This window comes from Aeromicrobium sp. (assembly GCF_014378035.1).
Taxonomy (GTDB): domain Bacteria; phylum Actinomycetota; class Actinomycetes; order Propionibacteriales; family Nocardioidaceae; genus Aeromicrobium.
In genome coordinates this window covers 1-15,883 of the sequence record NZ_JACMOM010000163.1, presented here as the reverse complement: position 1 = coordinate 15,883, position 15,883 = coordinate 1, and the positions used below count along the sequence as shown (strand labels likewise).

Genomic DNA, 15,883 nt, shown 5'->3' with positions numbered 1-15,883 from the left:
GAAACATGAAGAGCAGCAACCCAGTCTTTGCTCGCAGTGCCGAGTTCAACGGCAAGGGCACCACCGCGACCAACCCGTCGCAGTGGCAGATCGATCTCGACAGCAAGGGATCGCCCACCCACACCGGTGCTGGCACCGGACGCATGACGATCGACACAGTCGTGGAGAAGACCGCCATCACGCTGGGGCTCGTCATCGCAGCCGCAGCCGTCACGTGGTTTCTCATCGGCGACCTCGGCGATCCCACCACGGGAGACGCCGCGTACGGCAAGGCATTCACGTTCGCCATCGGCGGCGCGATGTTCGGCCTGGTGCTCTCGCTGGTCAACTCGTTCAAAAAGGTCATCAGCCCCGCGCTGGTCCTGGCCTACGCCTTGGTCGAGGGTGTCTTCGTTGGTGCATTCTCCAAGGTCATCGCCGGCTACGTCGGCGACCCGACGATCGTCTTCCAGGCGGTCCTCGCGACCATGGTCGCCTTCGCCGGCACCTTGGCGGCCTACAAGTTCTTCAACATCCAGGTGACGGCCAGGTTCCGCAAGGTTTTGACCATCGCGATGTTCAGCTTCGTCGGCGTGATGCTGGTCAACCTCGTGCTGAGCGTGACCGGTGTTCTCAGCCAGGGCGGACTGCGTGGCTTCGGAGTCCTCGGACTGCTGGTGTCAGTGGTCGCCGTGGTGCTCGCGGTGTTCATGCTGATCATGGACTTCGACTACATCGAGCAGGGTGTGGCTGCCGGTCTGCCGGAGCGCGAGTCCTGGCGTGCGGCCTTCGGCCTCACCGTCACGCTGGTGTGGCTCTACATCGAGCTGCTCCGCATCCTCGCGATCCTGCGTGGCGACTGACCTCGAGCTGATGCACCACGAACGGGCCGGTCCTTCGGGGCCGGCCCTTCGTGCGTCCGGCAACGGCGCACCGGGCGTACGAGCGGGAGCAGCAGGGGCGGGAGTCAGCCGGCTCGACGGCGGCGCAGCACCGTTGCCCACCGCGAACCGAGGGCGCCGTCCTGCACGACCTGCGTGCCGGGATGTTCCGCGGCCTCGGCAGCTGCGTCAGCGACGGACATCAGGTCTCTGGGGGCGCCGGCGTAGGCCGAGGTGCGGGCCCGCTCCCGCAGCGATGCCGTGATGGCCGGTATCAGCACCGACACCATGTTGGCGTAGCCGGTCGCCGACGGATGGAAGTGGTCGGCACCGAACATGACGTCGCGTCGCTCGGTGAACATGTTGCCGAGCAGGCCACCCAGCGACACGGCGCGGCCACCGGCCTCGACCAGCGCGATGGTCTGCTTGCGGGCGAGGTTGCGGCTGCGGCGACGGGCGATGGCGCGCAGCGGCTGCATGATCGGTCGCACGGTGCCGAGGTCGGGACACGTACCGACGATGACCTCGCAGTGCGCGGCTGTCAGCCGCCTGACGGACTCGGCGAGGAGGCGGGCGGAGGTGCCGGGTGCGACTTGGTGGGTGACGTCGTTGGTGCCGACGATGATGACGGCGACATCAGGCTGCCAGTCGATCTCGAGGTCGATCTGCCGCGGCAGGTCGGACGACTGGGCTCCCACCAGGGCGTGGCACCGCAGCTCGACGGGGGCGTCCATGACGTGCGCGAGCCCGATGCCGATGAGGCCCGATGGGGTGGTGTCAGCGGAGGTCATGCCGAAGCCGACCGCCGCGGAGTCACCCAGCACCAGCACCCGGATGGCGCGGCCCGGCAGGTCGTCACCGTAGACGCCGTCGGGTGTGGGCGGTCGGTCCTCGCTGTTGCCGATGGCCCGTCGGGCGAGGAGCGCCTCGCCGACCAGGAACGCATAGAACCCCGAGACGGTGGCACCGCCGCCGACAACGGCGGCTGCGGCAACTTTGCGGGTACGGGGCACGGCTCAGATTTTACGTTGCCCACGGGACTGTTTCTGCCATGGGCGGTCCCGGCAGACGGGTGGGTCCCAGCGCCTAGGCTGAGCCTGTGCGTGACATCGTCCCCAATCTCCGCGACGTCGGTGGCATGTCGACCGTCGATGGCCACGCCGTTCTGCCGGGCCGGGTCCTGCGCAGTGCCATGCCCGCCGCAACGGGCCGCGCGCCCGACGGCATCGTGTGGCCTCCGGCGCTCGTGATCGACCTGCGTTCCGCGGGCGAGTCAGAGCCCGTCCACCCGTTGGCCCGTTCGGGTGCACGCATCGTCAACCTCCCGCTGCTCAGCGCCTTGCGCCCCGGCACGGCGCCGGCCGAGAGCCTGCACAGCCTCTACCTCCTCGTGCTCGACCACGCGTCGATGTTCCTCGTCGAGCTGGTCCGCGAGGTGGGCCAGGCGCGAGGCGCAGCTCTCATCCATTGCGCCGCCGGCAAGGACCGTACGGGGGTCTCGATCGCGCTGCTCCTGCGGCTGGTCGACGTTCCACGCGAACAGGTACATGCCGACTACCGTGCGACCGCCGACGCCGAGCAGGACATCACCGCCCGGCTGCGCAAGCTACCCGGCCGGCAGCACCGATCCACGCTTCCGGCGTCGTTCTTCGACGTCTCGGTCGAGGCCCTCGACGGGGTCCTCGATGTGTGGGACGACCACGAGGGCGGCGTGCACGGCTGGTTCCGCAGCGCTGGCGGCAGCGATGAGATCATCGACCAGCTGCGGCGTACGCTGCTGACATGACTGCCGGCACGGACATGTCGCTCGACTCGCGCGAGGTTCCGCTCGGCGGAGTCCGCGGCATCGAGGTGCACCGCACGCTCCCGCAGCGCGGCCTTCCCACGGTGGGCGCCTGGTGCTTCGTCGACCACTTCGGCCCCATCGACTCACGCTTGAACGTGCTGCCCCACCCCCACACCGGGCTGCAGACCGTCACCTGGCCGCTCGCCGGGAACATCCGCCACCGCGACTCCCTGGGCAGCGACGTCGTCCTCACACCGGGCGAGCTGAACCTCATGACGTCGGGCGGCGGTGTCTCGCACTCCGAGGTCTCCGTCGGCGACACCTCGGCGAAGATGCACGGCCTGCAGCTGTGGGTGGCGCTGCCCGAAGACCGGCGCGCGGGCCCGGCCGGCTTCGAGCATCACGCCGATCTTCCGATGGTCGAGGGTTCCGGTTGGACGGGCACGCTGATGATGGGCGAGCTCGCCGGATCCGAGTCGCCTGCCACGACCCACAGTCCGCTCGTCGGCGCCGAGCTGCGCCTGCGTCCCGGCAGAGCGAAAATCCCGCTTCGACCCGACTTCGAGCACGCCATCCTGGCTGTCGACGGCGAGGCGCTCGTGGGCAGCACCGAGATCGTGCACCGACAGATGCGCTATCTCGCGCCCGGTCGCCCCGACGTCACGGTGCACGTGCCTGCCGCCACCACGCTCCTGCTCATCGGGGGAGCGCCGTTCCAGGACGAGCTGGTGATGTGGTGGAACTTCATCGGCCGCTCTCACGACGACATCGCCGCCGACCGCGCCGACTGGGAGGCCTCGGCCGAGAGGTTCGGCCAGGTCCAGGGACATGACGGCAAGATCATCCCGGCACCGCCGATGCCCGGCGTGCGGCTCACCCCGCGGCGACGCACCATGGCGTAGGCGCACATCTGCGTCACTCGGTCTTGACCTCAACGCAGCGTGAGGTTCTAGATTCATCTCAGACCCCGTGCATCATGGGTCCACGACGACACCCGCCTGGGGGCACCCCGTGAGCATGGACGCCACCGCATGGAACTCCCTGCACCGCGCGATGACCTCGCAGACCGGACCGCAGAAGCTGACGAAGGCAACGCTCCGACGCATCGGCGGCTTCGCGGCGCCGCACAGGCGACGGCTCATCCAGTTCCTCGTGCTCAGCGTCATCACGGCGTTGCTGGCGGTCGCCACACCTGTCCTCGCCGGGCGGGTCGTCAACGCCATCGTCGATGGTGACGCCAAGAGCACGGTGTTCAAGATCGCCGGCCTGATCGCCGTCATCGCCGTGGCTGATGCCGGCTTCGGCATCTGGACCAGGTGGCTGTCCGCGACGATCGGCGAGGGCCTGATCCTCGACCTGCGCACCACGGTGTTCGACCACGTCCAGCGCATGCCCATCGCGTTCTTCACCCGCACCCGCACCGGTGCGCTCGTCAGTCGTCTCAACAGCGACGTCCTCGGGGCGCAGCGCGCCTTCAGCGGCACCCTGTCGGGCGTCGTCAGCAACATCGTGACGCTGACCCTCACACTCGTGGTGATGCTGAGCATCTCGTGGCAGGTCACGGTGGTGGCCCTCGTGCTGCTCCCGGTCTTCGTCGTCCCTGCCCGCCGCATGGGCACCCGCCTGGCCGCCCTGTCGCGAGAGGCTGCCAACCACAACGCGATCATGAGCACGCGCATGACTGAGCGGTTCTCGGCGCCCGGCGCGACGTTGGTCAAGCTCTACGGTCGGCCCGACGTCGAGTCGATCGAGTTCGCGGCCCGGGCCCGGCGTGTGCGCGACATCGGTGTCCGCTCGGCGATGCTCCAGTCGGTGTTCGTCACGGCACTCACGACGGTGTCGGCGCTCGCGCTTGCCGTCGTCTACGGGCTCGGGGGCTTCTACGCGCTTCGAGGATCGCTCGACCCCGGCGCCGTCGTCTCGCTCGCGCTGCTCCTGACGCGTCTTTACGCTCCGCTCACCGCGCTGGCCAGCGCCCGGGTCGAGGTCATGAGTGCCGTCGTGAGCTTCGAGCGGGTCTTCGAGGTGCTTGACCTCAAGCCGCTCATCTCCGAGAAGCCCGATGCTGTGGCGGTCCCGCCCGGTCCCGTGTCGATCGACCTCGACGACGTGGTCTTCGCCTACCCCTCAGCGGACAAGGTGTCGCTCGCCTCGCTCGAGGAGGTCGCCATGCTCGACAGCCGGGGCGGCGTCGACGTCCTGCACGGCGTGTCGCTGCACATCGAGCCCGGCCAGATGGTGGCGCTCGTCGGCACGTCGGGTGCCGGCAAGTCGACCATCGCGAGCCTCATCCCGCGGCTGTACGACGTCGACTCGGGGTCGGTCCGGCTCAACGGCGTCGACGTCCGTGACATCAGCGCGCAGTCGTTGCGCTCCACCCTCGGCATGGCGACGCAGGACGGACACCTCTTTCACGAGTCGATCCGCGACAACCTGCTGCTGGCACGACCCGAGGCCACTGACGACGAGCTCTGGCAGTCGCTCCGTGACGCACGTCTCGACGTCCTCGTCGGGTCGCTCGTCGAGGGCCTCGACACGATGGTCGGCGAGCGTGGATACCGGCTGTCCGGTGGGGAGCGCCAGCGGCTCACCATCGCCCGTCTCCTGCTGTCGCAGCCCCGGGTCGTCATCCTCGACGAGGCGACAGCCCACCTCGACTCGACCTCCGAGGCCGCCGTCCAGGAGGCGCTCGCCGTGGCGCTCCGGGGTCGGACCTCGGTGGTCATCGCCCACCGGCTCGCGACCGTGCGGGCGGCCGACCTGATCCTGGTGATCGAGGACGGCCGAGTCGTCGAGCAGGGCACGCATGCCGAGCTGATCGCGGTCGGCGGACGCTACGACGAGCTCTACCGCACCCAGTTCGATCAAGGCGCCGGCATCGGTCCGGCGCCGGCAGAACCAGTCGTCCGCTAGCGCGGGAGGGGTCGCGTCGGGTACGGTTCACTTTCAGATACTCTCGGTATCTGAAAGTGAAAGGACTTCATGACCCACTTCACCAACAAGGTCGCCGTCGTCACCGGGGCCGGCTCGGGCATCGGCCGAGCCCTGTCCGTCGAGCTCGCCCGTCGCGGTGCCAGGCTTGCGATCTGCGACGTCGACACCCACGGGCTCGCCGAGACGGAGGCTCTCGTCAAGGCCGCCGGCGCAGACGTCAAGGCCGACCATCTCGACGTGTCCCAGCGCGAGCTCGTGCTGGCGTATGCCGACGACGTGGCCGAGCACTTCGGCGTCGTCAACCTGGTGTTCAACAATGCCGGGATCGCGTTCACGGGCAATGTGGAAGAGATGTCCTTCAAAGATCTCGACCGCGTCATGGACGTCGACTTCTGGGGCGTGGTCAGCGGTACGAAGGCTTTCCTTCCGCACCTCGTCGCCTCCGGCGACGGCCACGTCGTCAACATCTCGAGCGTCTTCGGTCTCTTCTCGGTGCCCACCCAGAGTGCCTACAACGCCGCGAAGTTCGCCGTGCGTGGGTTCACCGAGTCGCTGCGGCAGGAGATGATCATCAACAAGCGGCCGGTCAAGGTCACCTGTGTCCACCCCGGCGGCATCAAGACGAACATCGCCCGCAATGGCGAGCAGGTCGAGGGTCGCGACCACGACAAGCTGGCCAGCTCGTTCGACAAGATGGCGCGGACCACTCCGGAGAAGGCCGCCGAGGTCATCCTCGCGGGTGTCGAGAAGAACAAGGCGCGTGTCCTCATCGGTGCGGATGCCTGGATTCTCGACAAGTTCGTGCGGCTGACCGGGCCGGGCTACCAGCGGGCAGTCTCATCGTTCAGCCGGCGAAGCGGACTGTGATCGAGCCCTGATCCGGCCTCAGCCGAGCTGGTCGGTGATCTCTGCCAGCGCGGTCGGTCGGGACGACTCGGGCAGCGCGAGGAGGGTTGCGACCAACGCGTTGGCGCAGAGATCGCGGATCTCCTCTCGGCTGATGTCGCTCGAGTCGAGCCATTCGTGGCTCGCGCTGCGCAGGAAGTTCAGCCAGCTGCGGACGGCGATCTGCAGCAGCTCGGTCGCGGCGCCGTGCGGCTGGACGGCGGCGATGATGCGCATCTGCTGCACGGCGATGTCGGCGTCGACGATGGCTTGCACCTCGGGGTCGGCCGAGGCGGCCCCGCGGAAAACGGCCCGCACGCCCATGCGGTGCGTGTCGCAGTAGTCGAGGTACGACTCGATGCCGCCGTTGAGCTGCTCGAGGATGGGCACGGTCGGGTCGGTGAGCGTCAGCTCGGACATACGGCCGGACTCGCGACGGACCATGGCTGCAAAGAACGCCCGCTTGTTCGGGAAGTAGTGGTAGAGCAGCCCGCGGGAGACACCGGCAACCTCGGCCAGCTCCTCGATGTGGACGTCCTCGTAGGAGCGGTCGGCGAACAGGCCTGCGCCGAGGTCGAGGAGCTGATCCTGTCGGGCCTCTCGGCTGAGGCGGGTGCGGGTGGCCATGTCCAACACACTACTTGACAGCGGTTCAACGCGGGCTATCCTGACATTACTGAATTTCAGTGCAATAAGGATCCGTGTAACAAGGAGTCAGCGTGCGCAACGACTGGTCAGGACAAACCTTCCCGCACCCCGCCGGCCGCAGGCCGGTGGTGGGCGACGTGCTCGGCATGAGTGCCGACACTCCCCTCCAGAGCGCAATGGAGCACGCCAAGGGTCTCGGACCGATCTTCGAGCTCAAGATCTTCGACCAGAAGTTCGTCTTCATCACCGGCGCAGCCCTGGCAGCTGAGCTCGCCGACGAGTCGCGTTTCGCAAAGTCCCTGTCGCCCGCACTCGTCGCCCTTCGTGAGTTCGCCGGCGAGGGGTTGTTCACCGCTTACAACGACGACACCAACTGGGCGCTCGCACACGACCTGCTGCGCCCTGCCTTCACCAAGGCGGCGATGCAGCGCTACCACCCCGTCATGCTCGCCACGGTCCAGGAGCTGTTCGACGCGTGGGACGCGGGCGCGGAGGCGGTCGATGTCTCCGCCGACATGACGAAGCTGACGATGGAGACCATCAGCCGCACAGCGTTCAGCACCGACTTCGGGTCGTTCAGCAGGTCGGAGCCACACCCGTTCATCCCCGCGATGATCGCTGCCCTCAAGGCCGGGCAGCGCAAGGGGTCGCTCAACTCGATGCCCGGAGCGGCGCTGATGGCCAAACGGATCGACAAGCGCAACGCCCACCACCAGGCCTACGTCGACTCGCTTCTCGACGGCATCATCGCCGAACGCCGGGCGGGTGAGGTCGACGAGTCCGACCTCCTGGGGATCATGCTGCACACGCCGCATCCCGAGACCGGTGAGCGCCTCGACGACCTCAACATCCGGCACCAGATCCTGACGTTCCTGGTGGCCGGCCACGAGACGACGTCGGGTGCTCTCTCGTTCGCGCTGCACTACCTGTCGCGCGACCCGGTGGTGCTGGCCAAGGCGCAGGCCGAGGTCGACGAGATCCTGGGCCCCGATCGTGACATCGAGCCGACCTTCGAGCAGGTGCCGAAGTTCCGCTACCTCCGTCGCGTGCTCGACGAGGGCCTGCGGCTGTGGCCGACGGCGCCGGCGTTCACCCGCAGCCCGCGTGAGGAGACGGTCATCGGTGGGACCTATCGCATGCGCCCGGAGGACTGGGCCATCGTGATGTTGCCCCTGATGCATCGGGACACCGAGGTGTGGGGAGACGACGCCGACCAGTTCGACCCCGACCGCTTCGAGCCCGAGAACGCGAGGGGGCGCCAGCCGCACTCGTACAAACCGTTCGGCACCGGCGAGCGCTCGTGCATCGGGCGGCAGTTCGCGCTGCACGAGGCCATCCTGGTGCTGGCGCGCGTGCTGCACCGGTACGACATCGCCGGTGACCCGGACTACGAGCTGACCATCAGCGAACGACTCACGCTCATGCCCGAGGGTTTCGAGCTCATGATCACCCCGCGTGTGCCGGCTCAGGCTGGTGCGAGCGACACCCGTCCGGCCCCGTCGATCGACCAGCCCGGGTTCCAGGCGACCTCCCAGGGGTGACCGTCCACATCGGCGAAGTAGCCGGAGTATCCGCCCCAGGGGGCTTCCTCGGCCGGCTTGAGAACGGTGCCTCCAGCGGCCGCGGCCTGCGCAAGCACCTCGTCGACCTCTGCGTGGCTGCGGGTGTTGAACGCCAGGGTGATGCCGCTGAAGCTCGCGCCCGTGTCGGGCATCCGGGCGTCGGCGGCAAGATCGACTCGCGGCCACAGGCCGACGATCAGTCCGTTCAGTTGGTAGAACGCCACGTCGTCGTCGGTGTTGCCCCTGTTCCAACCGAGCCCCTGCTCGTAGAAGCGGCGCGCCAGGGCCAGGTCGGCGACGCCGAGCGTGATCAGGCTGAGTCGTTGTTCCATGCCGTCACGTTAGGACACTCGAACGACAGAAGAGCAGGACCATCGGCCGTGTGGGCATCAGGTTTCGCGGGCGCTCGTGACACGACGGTGTGCAAGGCGGCGATGCTCGGCTCTCGGGTATTTTCTGCAGAGGTTTCTGGAGGAGACGACGATGACCCGTCCAGACCGGTCAGCAGGTGCCTGGGCGGCGTGACCCTTCCGGCGGTCAGCGCTCGAGAGCGCGCCGCAGGTACGGCGCCGTGATGCTCTCCGCCACGTCGAGGAGGTCGGCGGGCGTCGCAGCGGCCATCACCGTGCCGCCACGATCGCCACCGCCGGGACCCAGCTCGATGACCCAGTCGGCGGCCGCGACCACCTGCATGTCGTGCTCGACCGTGGTGACGGTGTCGCCGCCATCGGTGAGGCGCCCCAGCACGCGTACGAGATCGCGGACGTTGACCGGGTGCAGGCCACCGGTCGGCTCGTCGAGGATGAAGATCGTGCCCGCGCGGCGCGGGCGTTGCAGCTCGGTCGCGAGCTTGATGCGCTGCGCCTCACCGCCGGACAGCTCGGTCGCGGGCTGGCCGAGCGTGAGGTAGCCGAGACCCACGTCGAGCAACGTGGTGAGGGCCCGGAGCACAGCGGGCACGTCATCGAAGAACTCAGAAGCCTCGAGGACAGTCATCGCGAGCACCTGGCCGACGTCGCGCTCGCGATAGTGCACCTCGAGCGTCTCGGGGTTGTAGCGCGATCCGTGGCAGGTGGGACACGACGAATAACTGGTCGGCAGGAAGACCAGCTCGATCGCGATGAAGCCCTCGCCCTGGCAGGTGGGGCAGCGTCCTGCCTCGACGTTGAACGAGAAGCGGCCCGCCGCCCAGCCGCGCTTCTCGGCCTCCGCGGTGGCGGCAAAGATGCGTCGAACCTGGTCGAACAGCCCGGTGTAGGTCGCGAGGTTCGACCGCGGTGAGCGACCTATCGGACGCTGGTCGATCGAGATGATGCGCACCGGGTCGTCCGATGCCTCGTTGTCGCTCTCGAGCTGCTCGGACATCGCGGTGAGCAGCGAGGACTTGCCTGACCCGGAGACGCCCGTGATGACCGTCATGACGCCCGTCGGCAGACGCACGCTCACATCCTGGAGGTTGTGCAGCGAGAGGTGGGTGAGGTCGCGCCACCCGGTGGGCTCGCGCGACTCGAGACGGGGCAGCTCGGTGCGGGAGAACATGAACTCTGCCGTGGCCGACTCCTCGACGTCGGCCAGCGCATCGGGTGGCCCGCTGTGCACGATGTGTCCGCCCAGCACGCCCGCGCTCGGACCGACGTCGACGACCCAGTCGGCGTGCCGGGCGATTGCGAGGTCGTGCTCGACGACGAACAACGAGTTTCCGTTGGCGACGAGCTCACGCAGCGCCGTGTAGAGCGCCTCCGAGTCGGCCGGGTGCAGGCCGGCTGACGGCTCGTCGAGCACGTACAGGACGCCGAACAGCCCGGCCCGCAGCTGGCCGGCGAGGCGCACGCGCTGGAGCTCGCCGGGGGAGAGGGCCGTGCTGGAGCGGTCCATCGAGAGGTAGCCGAGCCCGAGGCTGATGATGGCTTCGACGCGCGCGCCGAAGTCCTTGACGAGCGAACGGGCCGCCGACGATGCCGCCGCGCCGTGGCGGTCGGTGCCGAGGGCCTGCTGCTCCAGGCCAGTGTCGAGCAGGGCGCAGACCTCCGACAGTGGCATCGCGGCCAGCTCGGCGATGTCGACGCCGGCGAACCTGACTGCGAGGGCGGACGGCCGTAGGCGCTTTCCGTGGCACGTCGGGCAGGGACCCTCCGCGAGGAAAGCCTCGAGCTTGTCGCGCTGGGTCGCCGACTGGGTCTTGGCGAGGTTGCGCATGAGGTACTTCTCCGCCGAGGACCAGTGGCCGTGGTAGGCACTGGCCTCGCCCTGCTTGTTGCCCTGCAGGAGCATCCGCGGCTCCTCGTCGGTGAACAGCAGCCAGTCACGATCAGCCTGGGAAAGAGTGCGCCACGGCGCGTGGATGTCGATGCCGAGCTTGGTGACCATCCGGCGTACGTTCAGGCCCACCCACGCGCGGTTGGCCCAGACTCCGATCGCTCCGTCATCGATCGTGAGGTCCGGGTCGGGCACGAGCAGGGCCTCGGTGGTGCTGCGAGCGACGCCGCTGCCGTGGCACGTGGGGCACGCGCCGATCGCAGTGTTGGGCGAGAACGCCGACGCCGGAAGGTGCTCGGCGCCATCAGGGTAGGTGCCCGCGCGGCTGTAGAGCAGACGCAGCACGTCCGACAACGAGCTCAGCGTGCCCAAGGACGAGCGAGAGCTCGCGGCGCCGCGAGCCTGCTGCAGCGCGACCGCTGGCGGAAGGCCGTCGATCGTGTCGATGTCAGGTGCGCCGACCTGCGCCATGAGTCGGCGCGCGTACGGCGCCACGGACTCAAAGTAGCGCCGCTGCGACTCGGCGAAGACGGTGCCGAAGGCGAGCGATGACTTGCCCGAGCCCGAGACGCCCGTGAAGACCACGAAGCAGTCGCGCGGGAGGTCGACATCGACCTCGCGAAGGTTGTGCTCGCGGGCACCCCGCACGCGGATCCACCCGGACGACCCCTCGGGGAGGGGGGTGCCGTTCAGGTCGGTCTCGCGGCTGCCCGGCATCCCTTCAACCTATCTGTCGGTCCGTCGACACGCGCCCCGAGCGGACGGACGCGGCGTCAGGCATAGGAGATGCCCGTCGCATGCAGCGGGCAGTAGCCGTAGGGGTTCTTGACCAGGTACTGCTGGTGGAGCTCCTCGGCGTAGTAGTACGAGTCGAGCGGCACGATTCCCGTCGTGATCTCGCCGTAGCCCGCTGCGGTCATCTTGACCTGGTAGGCCACGCGGGACGCGTCGGCCTGCTCCTGCTGCTCGGGCGTCGTGGTGAGGATGATCGAGCGGTACTGGGAGCCACGGTCGTTGCCCTGCCGCATGCCCTGCGTGGGGTTGTGATTCTCCCAGAAGACCTCGAGCAGCTGCTGGTACGTGACGGCGGCCGGGTCGAAGATGACCCGGACGACCTCGGCATGGCCGGTCCGGCCGGTGCACACCTCGTCGTAGGTCGGGTTGGGCGTCGTCCCGCCGGCATAACCGACCGACGTCGACCACACGCCCGCAACCTCCCAGAACGTCTTCTCCTCGCCCCAGAAGCAGCCGAGCCCGAAGACGGCGATGCCGTAGCCCTCGGGGGCCTGCGTCTCGACGGGGTTGCCCAGAGTCAGGTGGGTGCCGCCGACCTGGAACGGCCTGCCCTCACGGCCGGGAAGGGCGCTTTCCGCACCCGGGATCTCACTCTTGTTGCGGTTGAAGATCATGGTTCCACCTCTCTGGACAAGTCTACGTAATCGGCCGATTCAGGCCAGGTGACCGTCGTGACGAAACCGGGATGGTGACGCACATGGGCCCGTCTCGTTCAACCTTTGTCGCGCGGTGATTGTTCCGGCCGACGTGCGTGATCACAGCGATGTGGTCCAGGTGCGAGGACACGGCTTCCTGATACGGCGGGGGCCGGGAAACGCCGGATAGTCTGGCGCGAGAGGAGCGTGAGCCGTGAGCCAGAGATATCAGGTCCCGATCGGTATCGAGATCGCCACCCAGTGGGCGTGGCGGCTCACCATCATCGCGGTCGCGGGGGGCATCGGTCTGTACCTCCTGCGCTACTTCTCCGAGATCACGGTGCCCGTGGCCATCGCCGTGCTCGTCACCGCGCTCACGGTCAGTGCCGTCGACCGGCTCACGGCGCACAGGGTGCCTCGCCTCGCCGCGACCTTCATCGTGGTCGTGCTGGTGTTGGCGGCCTTCTTCGGGATGCTTGCGCTCGTCGGTCAGCAGCTGTCGACCCAGGTCAGCGATCTTCGCTCCAACGTCGTCGAGGGCATCTCCCAAGTCCAGAACTGGGCTCAGACGGGACCGCTCAACCTCACCGACGCCCAGGTGCAGGACTGGGTCGACAAGGCCAAGGAATCCATCGGTTCGGGCGACGCCTCGGTGCTCAGCCGCGTGAGTGAAGTGGGCACCACGCTGACGCACGTCCTGGCCGGTTTCTTCATCGCCCTGTTCTCGGTCTTCTTCTTCCTCTACGAAGGGGAGCGCATCTGGACCTGGATCGTCGCGCTCTTCCCCCGCGGCGCCCGCGACCGGGTCAACACCTCGGGGCACACCGCGTGGGCATCGCTCACGGCATTCGTCCGCGCCACCGTCATCGTCGCGGCCACCGACGCGCTCGGGGTCGCCTTCGCGGCGTGGGTCCTCGGCGTCCCGCTGACCTTCGCGATCGGTGTGATCGTGTTCCTGGGCGCCTTCATCCCGATCATCGGCGCGCTGCTGTCGGGCATGATCGCCGTGCTCGTTGCCCTCGTGGCGCAGGGCCCGGTGGTCGCCGGGTTCATGCTGATCGCCGTCGTGGTCGTGCAGCAGATCGAGTCGCACGTGCTGCAGCCGTTCCTGATGGGACGGCTCGTGTCGGTGCACCCGCTGGCGATCATCTTCGCCATCGCGGCCGGTGTCACGGTGGCCGGCGTGGTCGGCGCGCTCATCGCGGTGCCCCTCGCCGCCTGCCTCAACGGCGTCGTGCGGCACCTCGTCTCGGTGGCGAAGGACTATCAGGGTGAGCCCGAGGACGACGTCGGGGCCGGGCCCGAGCCAGAGCCGGCGTGACCGACGACGTCATCGACCGGTTTCCGGCCCGCGGCAGGGTCTAGCCGGCCTGACGCTCCGGGCCGGGTTTCGCGGCGGGTGCAGGTGTGTCGCGGGTGCGCAGGGGGATCTCCTTGATGAACAACGAGATCACGAAGGCGACCGCGACCACGGGAAGCGCTGTCAGGAACACGTCGTGAAGCGAGGCAGAAAAGGCATCGATGACGGTCGACCTGATCGGTTCGGGCAGCGACTGGACGGCCGAGGCGTTCTCGGTGTTGATCTTCGGGCCACCACCGCCGGTGCCCAGCGCTGAGGCGAGGTGGTCGGCCAGCCGAGCGTTGAGAACCGCTCCGAACACGGCCGCACCGAAGGCGCCACCGAGGGTGCGGAAGAACGTCACGGTGCTCGTGGCGATTCCCATGTGCTTGACGTCGACCGAGTTCTGCACGATGACGGTGAGCAGCTGCATCGTCAGACCGAGGCCGAACCCGAGGAGGTACATTCCGACGCCGACCTGCCAGTACGAGCTGTCGGCAGTCAGTGTCGAGAGCAGCAGCAGCGCTCCGAAGACGATGACCATGCTGACGGTCGGAAGCGGCCGGTAACGGCCGGTCCTCGACACCCAGTTGCCCGACGGGATGGAGGCCGAGAAGATGCCGACGACCATCGGCAGCATGCCGAGGCCAGACCTGGTGGGTGACATGCCCATCACGATCTGCAGGTAGAGCGGCACGAAGATGATCGCGCCGAACATGGCGACACCCATCACGACCGCGAGCGCATTGGTGGTGGAGAAGATCGAGCTGCGGAAGAGCACCATCGGGATGATCGGCTCCGTGGCGCGGAGCTCGATCGCGATGAATGTCGCGATCAACGCGAGTGCGCCGCCGAGCAGCGCCAGCGACATGGCCGAGAGCCAGCCGTGCTCGGGGCCGGCCCACGCCGTGTAGAGCAGCAGGGAGGAGACGCCGGACACCAGGACGCCCGCGCCCCACCAGTCGATGACGTGCTCACGACGGGTGTGCGGGAGCTTGAGCGCGTACGACGTCACGACCAGCGCGACGCCGCCGATCGGGACGTTGAGCCAGAAGATCCACTGCCATCCCGGACCGTCAGCGAGCCATCCGCCGAGCACCGGGCCGAGGACGCTGGAGGTGCCGAAGACGGCACCCATGTAGCCCATGTACCTACCGCGCTCGCGCGGCGGTATGACGTCGCCGAGCGTCGCGAGTGCGAGGGCGATGAGGCCGCCCCCCCCCACGCCCTGGAGGGCACGGAAGCCGATCAGCTGCTCGATGTTCTGCGAGAACCCGCACAGCAACGAACCGACGAGGAACGTGACGATCGCCGCCTGGAAGATCAGCCGACGTCCGTAGAGGTCGGAGATCTTGCCCCAGAGCGGGGTGGCTGCGGTGGAGGTCAGCAGATAGGCGGTGACGACCCAGCTGAGCTTGTCGAGGCCCTGCAGGTCCGACGTGATGCGGGGGAGTGCGGTGCCGACGATGCTCTGGTCGAGTGCGGCGAGGAACATGCCGGTCATCAGGCCGCCGAGGATCACCAGGATCTGACGGTGCGAGAGGTAGGTCGGGCCCTCGGCGTCGACGGCCGGCGACGTGCGGGGAGTGGTGTCGGTCATGGGTGATCTCCGAGGGCGGCAGTGAGGCGGGAGAGCTGGTCGCGGAGCTGTTCGCGGTCGGTGTCGTCCCACTCATCGAGCGCGGCCGTGATGAACGCACGACGCTGCTCGAAGGAGGCCTTGAGGCTCGCGGCGCCGGCGTCGGACAGTTCGATGATGCGCGCGCGGCCGTCCTCCGGGTCGGCGACGCGGTCGATGAAGCCGCGTTCGCCAAGGTGGTGGACGTGGCGGCTGACGGTGGACGCGTCGAGCTGCATGGCTTCGGCGAGGTCACCCAGCCGCATCGCCCCGCGGCATCGAAGCGTGTAGAGCAGCGCTGCCTGTGACGGGTCGACGCCGTCGCCGTCGATGCGGGCACGAAACCGCCTTCCCACCCCCATCAGCAGCTGAACGACGGCGTCCTCCGCGGTGACGGCATCGGAGCCGAGAAGACTTGATTGCATGATGCAAGCATATGACACGTTGCGGAACGCAACCAGACAGAGGAGGCGCGGAACGCAACCAGACAGAGGAGGCGCGGAACGCAACCAGACAGAGGAGGCGCGGAACGCAACCAGACAGAGGAGGCGCGGAACGCAACCAG

General features: G+C 68.2%; 14 protein-coding genes. 7 read left to right on the top strand and 7 right to left on the bottom strand.

Annotated features, from left to right (window positions below; genetic code table 11):
* Positions 1-5 precede the first annotated feature (5 nt).
* Positions 6-842: a Bax inhibitor-1/YccA family protein gene (locus H7290_RS08445; protein ID WP_290513576.1), complete on the top strand. Its 837-nt coding sequence runs from the start codon at positions 6-8 to the stop codon at positions 840-842.
* 104 nt (positions 843-946) lie between these two features.
* Here the strand turns inward: H7290_RS08445 and H7290_RS08440 are convergent, their stop codons facing one another.
* Positions 947-1,873: an SGNH/GDSL hydrolase family protein gene (locus tag H7290_RS08440; RefSeq protein ID WP_290513575.1), complete on the bottom strand. Its 927-nt coding sequence runs from the start codon at positions 1,871-1,873 to the stop codon at positions 947-949.
* An 86-nt stretch (positions 1,874-1,959) separates the two neighbouring features.
* Here H7290_RS08440 and H7290_RS08435 point away from each other — a divergent pair, with 86 nt between their 5' ends.
* The 4 genes from H7290_RS08435 (at position 1,960) to H7290_RS08420 (ending at position 6,447) form a co-directional block, all read left to right on the top strand.
* Positions 1,960-2,646: a tyrosine-protein phosphatase gene (locus H7290_RS08435; protein ID WP_290513574.1), complete on the top strand. Its 687-nt coding sequence runs from the start codon at positions 1,960-1,962 to the stop codon at positions 2,644-2,646.
* Positions 2,643-3,548 (top strand): pirin family protein, encoded by a 906-nt coding sequence (locus H7290_RS08430; protein WP_290513573.1) that lies wholly within the window; start codon positions 2,643-2,645, stop codon positions 3,546-3,548. Before H7290_RS08435 ends, H7290_RS08430 begins: the two co-directional genes overlap by 4 nt.
* Before the next feature lie 115 nt (positions 3,549-3,663).
* Positions 3,664-5,559, top strand: coding sequence for an ABC transporter ATP-binding protein (locus H7290_RS08425; protein WP_290513572.1), 1,896 nt, complete (start codon positions 3,664-3,666; stop codon positions 5,557-5,559).
* A 69-nt stretch (positions 5,560-5,628) separates the two neighbouring features.
* Positions 5,629-6,447 carry an SDR family oxidoreductase gene (locus H7290_RS08420; protein WP_290513571.1) on the top strand — a complete coding sequence of 273 codons (819 nt, stop codon included), beginning with the start codon at positions 5,629-5,631 and terminating at the stop codon, positions 6,445-6,447.
* 18 nt (positions 6,448-6,465) lie between these two features.
* On the opposite strand, the gene H7290_RS08415 is transcribed toward H7290_RS08420, so the two are convergent.
* Complete coding sequence (locus tag H7290_RS08415) at positions 6,466-7,092, bottom strand: TetR/AcrR family transcriptional regulator (RefSeq protein ID WP_290513570.1); 627 nt, start codon at positions 7,090-7,092, stop codon at positions 6,466-6,468.
* A 92-nt stretch (positions 7,093-7,184) separates the two neighbouring features.
* Between H7290_RS08415 and H7290_RS08410 the strand changes: the two genes are divergently transcribed.
* Positions 7,185-8,654, top strand: coding sequence for a cytochrome P450 (locus H7290_RS08410; RefSeq protein WP_290513569.1), 1,470 nt, complete (start codon positions 7,185-7,187; stop codon positions 8,652-8,654).
* On the opposite strand, the gene H7290_RS08405 is transcribed toward H7290_RS08410, so the two are convergent.
* The 3 genes from H7290_RS08405 to msrA form a co-directional block, all read right to left on the bottom strand.
* Positions 8,579-9,007, bottom strand: coding sequence for a VOC family protein (locus H7290_RS08405; protein WP_290513568.1), 429 nt, complete (start codon positions 9,005-9,007; stop codon positions 8,579-8,581). The two genes, H7290_RS08410 and H7290_RS08405, sit on opposite strands and share 76 nt — an antisense overlap.
* A gap of 205 nt (positions 9,008-9,212) precedes the next feature.
* Positions 9,213-11,648, bottom strand: a complete 2,436-nt coding sequence (locus tag H7290_RS08400; RefSeq protein WP_290513567.1) for an excinuclease ABC subunit UvrA — start codon at positions 11,646-11,648, stop codon at positions 9,213-9,215.
* Between the two features lie 56 nt (positions 11,649-11,704).
* A complete protein-coding gene (gene msrA, locus H7290_RS08395; RefSeq protein ID WP_290513566.1) occupies positions 11,705-12,340 on the bottom strand; it encodes a peptide-methionine (S)-S-oxide reductase MsrA in 636 nt (211 codons plus the stop codon).
* Positions 12,341-12,575: 235 nt separating this feature from the next.
* On the opposite strand from msrA, the gene H7290_RS08390 reads away from it, so the two are divergent.
* Positions 12,576-13,682, top strand: coding sequence for an AI-2E family transporter (locus tag H7290_RS08390; protein ID WP_290513565.1), 1,107 nt, complete (start codon positions 12,576-12,578; stop codon positions 13,680-13,682).
* A gap of 40 nt (positions 13,683-13,722) precedes the next feature.
* On the opposite strand, the gene H7290_RS08385 is transcribed toward H7290_RS08390, so the two are convergent.
* Positions 13,723-15,300, bottom strand: a complete 1,578-nt coding sequence (locus H7290_RS08385; RefSeq protein WP_290513564.1) for an MDR family MFS transporter — start codon at positions 15,298-15,300, stop codon at positions 13,723-13,725.
* Entirely contained in the window at positions 15,297-15,743 is a 447-nt protein-coding gene (locus H7290_RS08380; RefSeq protein WP_290513563.1) for a MarR family transcriptional regulator, read from the bottom strand. Before H7290_RS08380 ends, H7290_RS08385 begins: the two co-directional genes overlap by 4 nt.
* Positions 15,744-15,883 lie beyond the last annotated feature (140 nt).